Source organism: Pseudomonas nicosulfuronedens, from assembly GCF_005877905.1.
Taxonomy (GTDB): domain Bacteria; phylum Pseudomonadota; class Gammaproteobacteria; order Pseudomonadales; family Pseudomonadaceae; genus Pseudomonas; species Pseudomonas nicosulfuronedens.
Genome location: NZ_SWDV01000141.1, coordinates 1 through 525 on the forward strand (window position 1 = coordinate 1; position 525 = coordinate 525).

The window sequence follows — 525 nt, forward strand, 5'->3', positions numbered from 1 at the left end:
ATACAACATAAACTCAGAAAAAATACATCACTGCCACCCTCAACCATTAACCCCAAGCGATTTAAAAAGCCACATATCGGAAGCCGATATTGTTATTGCTCATCGATTACACGCAAATATTATTGCCTACTCTCTAGGAATACCTTCTATAGGATTAAACTGGGACTCCAAGGTCAAATCATTCTTTACCGCCGTTCAGCGATTGGACTACTACCTCGACGACTTAGCACCTACCGCAGAGAACATTATCGAGTTAGTGGAGGGAGCACTAAAACTCAAACCCGAATTTCTTCACGAAACGCTCAACAAAAAAATTGACGAGGAGATATCTTCGCACTTAAAGAGAAATTAAATGCAGTCAAATATCGCGAAAGAGATAAGAATCTCAACAGCAATACTGCTATCAACCCTATGCATAGCAATATACATCGCGCAAGAGCAAATAATACCAGAATATTTCTTCATAGATTCACAAACTATTAACGGAAATGAATCTTTCAGCGAAGCAGAAGATAAAAGAGCTGT

General features: G+C 38.9%; 1 protein-coding gene. It reads left to right on the forward strand.

The genetic code is table 11. The features are described from left to right. Nucleotides 1-352, forward strand: a 352-nt coding sequence (locus tag FAS41_RS30780) for a polysaccharide pyruvyl transferase family protein (protein ID WP_138527041.1), incomplete at its 5' end; no start/stop codon positions are given. Between the last annotated feature and the right edge of the window lie 173 nt (nucleotides 353-525).